The 3,457-nt window shown below is 59.5% G+C and carries 1 protein-coding gene; it reads right to left on the bottom strand.

What is annotated here, in order from left to right:
* Positions 1 to 12: 12 nt before the first annotated feature.
* Positions 13 to 3,457 (bottom strand): type I secretion C-terminal target domain-containing protein (locus HU729_RS25175; protein WP_186711891.1); only part of this gene is annotated, 3,445 nt, incomplete at its 5' end.

Below are 3,457 nucleotides of genomic sequence, written 5' to 3' on the forward strand. Positions count from 1 at the left end.
GGAGGAGGGCTATTAGCTGTTGGCATTGTCGATCTTGATGGTTGGGTCCGAGCCGCTGATCAACGAGTTGATGCTGTTGTTGGACCAATTGACACCCTCAAGCTGGATGCTCACGTCGGGGTTGGCCAAGTCACCGGCGACATTGAGCTTACCCTCGGTGCTCACCTGCAGGGTCGAGGTTCCGTTCTCCGTGGTGATTTTCAGAAAGTTATCGATGGTGCTGCCGCTCTCGCCCTGCAGCAGGTCCCTCAGGTCGATACGGTCGCCTTCGCCGGGGTTGAAGTCTTTGATCACGTCGTGGCCTATATCGCCAGCTTTCCAGACGAAGGTGTCGGCCCCTGGGCCACCGATCAGGATGTCATTGCCCGGACCGCCAATCAGGATGTCGTTGCCGGTCCCGCCCAGCAGAATGTCGTTGCCCTTGCCACCGTCGAGCAGGTCGTTGCCGCCTTGGCCGAAGAGGATGTCGTTGCCTGCGCCGCCCAGTAGTGTGTCATTGCCGCCATGGGGGCCGGAGACATCGAACTCAGTGTAGTGCTCTGTGATGTACTGGTGCACGTTGGCGGGGGTGACGCTGCTAGCGGCCATTCCGGTCTTCTGCGCCACATAGGACTGCAATGCCTGGTAGCCCTCGCCGACAATGCCGTTGAAACTCACGAGGTCGCCGAACAGTATGTCGTTGCCATTTAGACCGCTGACGGTATCTGTGCCCGGCAGGGCCTTCTCGGTGTAGCCGAGGATGGCGTTGGCTAGGAACGACGGATCAATGTTGGTCTGCGGCTTGCCGTTGGTGTCATACGGTTTCAGGTCGTTGAGGTTGACGCTGTCATTGAGACCGATGGCCTCGACGTCGGACAGGCTCGAAAGCAACTTGAAGCTGTCCTGCGAGTTGGTTGCGATGGTGCTGGTGGTGATGATGCCGAAGCCAGCACGCTCAGACAGCTCGTAGGTGCCGTTGCCTTCGGCTTGCAGTTTACCGGAAACGTCATACCTCCAATTCCTGCCGCTTAAGTATTGCACCTGTAGGTTGCCAGCGTTGTCGATGTCGACGTAGTTGGTCCTGCTGCTGTCGATGTAGTCGTGGAACTCCATGCCCGGGTTGTAGTTGATCGAGGCCAGGAAGTTGTCCAGGGTCATACCCGATGTACCCAGGGGCGGGTTGGGCTTTTCGTTGGTCTGGTAGTAGGTCGGCTTGCCATCGGTGATGAAGAACGTCTGGTTGCTGCCAGTATTGCCACCATCCTTGAGGTTTCGGAACCAGTTGGCGGTGGTCTTGAAGGCGTCCTCGTAGTTGGTGCCGCCGCCCGATGTCATGGAGTCCAGCGCCGTCTTGAGGAGGGTCAGGGCGTTAGGAGCGTCCAGGCTCACCGAGATCTGCTTGTTGACCCGGCTACTGAAGTCCACCAGGAAAATGTTCACGGTGCCGGAGGTGCTGCTGCCCACGCTGTTCTTCAGAACGTCGAACACGCTGGTCAGCGATTTTTTGACTGCGATGAGCGAGGTGTCGCTCATGCTGCCTGAGGTGTCGACTATGAACGCGATGTTGTAGTTCTTGCCTTGCACCAGGTTGAAGCCGTTGATGTCGGCGACCATGATGTCGTTGCCCCCGGTGCCGACGAAGTCGGCGTCGTCTCCGTCCGTGCCAAGGCTGACGTTGTAGATCGCCGGGTAAACGGTGACCTGGATTTGCGCCTTGGTGCTGGCCGATCCACCCAAGGATTCGGAGGAGGTTGAGGTCACGGTCAGGTTGAACGAGCCATTGTAGTAAGGCGGCGGAGTGATCGTCAGCGTGCCTAGGTTCCATCCGGTGACATTGGTTTCGCTGATGTCGTTGCTGGAGGTGAAACTATGGCCTACGCCATCGCTGAGCACGAAACCTATCGGTATGCCGCCTATCTTCACGCTCAGGCTTTCCGAACCGTCGGTATCGGTCAGGGCTGTACTGATCTTGGCCAGCTTGACGCTGCCGCCTTCGGCGCCCTCGTTGAGCCTGTAGCCATCGTAGTAGCCTTCTCCGTTACTGCCATGCAGTTCGGAGAGGGTCACGCCAGCGTGGTTTAACGCAGTTTCGCTTGGATACATCAGCACGTTAGCGATGCTCAGGTCGACTGGCGTGCTGCCATTGACCGACAGGTTGACGTCATAGCTGCCAGGGCCGCTCTGATTGGCGTGGTAGATATCCAGGGTGTAGTAACCGCTGGTGGGCGGGATGAACGAACCGCTGATGGCGCCGACCGAGCTCCAGGTGCCACTGATGACGTTCTTGCCGCCCAGCAAAAGCTGTAGGCTATCGTCGGCTGTGCCGCTGAACGAGTACGTCTTGCCGGCTTCCAGATAGATCAGGCCGGAGGTTTTCGAGCCGCTGCCGCGGGCTACGTTGGCGTCAGACTGTGCAGAGGTCACCAACGAGCTGCTGGTCGGGTTGCCGGACTTATCGAACACCGCCTTGAGAGCATTGCCGGTGATGCTAGTGCTGCCGGTGCCAAGGCCGGTAAGGCTATTCCAGTATTCCTTGAGCAGCCCGATGGAGTTAACGCTGTTGCTCGCCACGACGAGAGTCGGCGCATCGGCTACCGGGGTGATGTCGATTTTCATGATACTGGTATTGCCCAGGGTCTGGCCGTCGATTGGCCGGAACTGGATTTGCGCATAGTCGGCCTGCTGGTCGCCTACACCGCTGCCGCCATAGCCATCGGCGCCTGACTGATTGGCCAGCGGTACGAACTTAAGCTTGCCGGCGGCTATGTCGTCCTGGCTGATATTCTGGTTCAGCGACACGTCGACCCACGAGGTACCATTGAAGAACTTCAGATTGCCCAGATCTGGCAGCTTGCTGATGGTTACGCCCAGGCCGGTCTTGCCATTGGCGTCGCTGACGTTGAAGTCGCCCCACTTGAACACGTAGTCGGTGTCTTCGCTGCCGGTCACGGCGCCACCGGTTGACACCGGCGCGTGGTCGTTGTCGATGATGGTGGTGGTGACGCTGGACTTGCCGGCGTCGACCTGCAGGTTCTCGAAGCCGCCGCCCGTGGCGCCGCTGATCTTGACCGTGAAGTTCTCCGAACCCTCGACCAGCTTGTCGTCGATGGTCTTGATGTCGAAGGTGGCGGTGCTGCTGCCAGCCGGGATCTTCACGGTGACCACGCCGGTGTAGTCCTGGCCGTTGGTGGCGGTGCCACTGTAGCTCAGGGTGACAGTGACCTCGGTCTTGGACGGATTGGTCAGGGTCAGGGTGTAGTGCGCGGTGTCGCCTTCGGTCACCGACGTGTCGCCGCTGATGCCCACGGTGGTCAGGTCGCCCTGGCCGCTCGGCTCGTCGGTGACGGTGGTGGTGACGGTATTGCTGCCAAGGGTCAGCTTCTCGAAGTTGTCGCCGCCGGTGACCGATTCGATCTTGTTGACGATCGGTGCCTGGCCGCCGACATAGACGTCGTCCTTGGCGGTGATGGTGAAGGTG

Origin of the sequence: Pseudomonas sp. RW10S2, assembly GCF_014268985.1 — a bacterium.
GTDB classification, from domain to species: domain Bacteria; phylum Pseudomonadota; class Gammaproteobacteria; order Pseudomonadales; family Pseudomonadaceae; genus Aquipseudomonas; species Aquipseudomonas wayambapalatensis.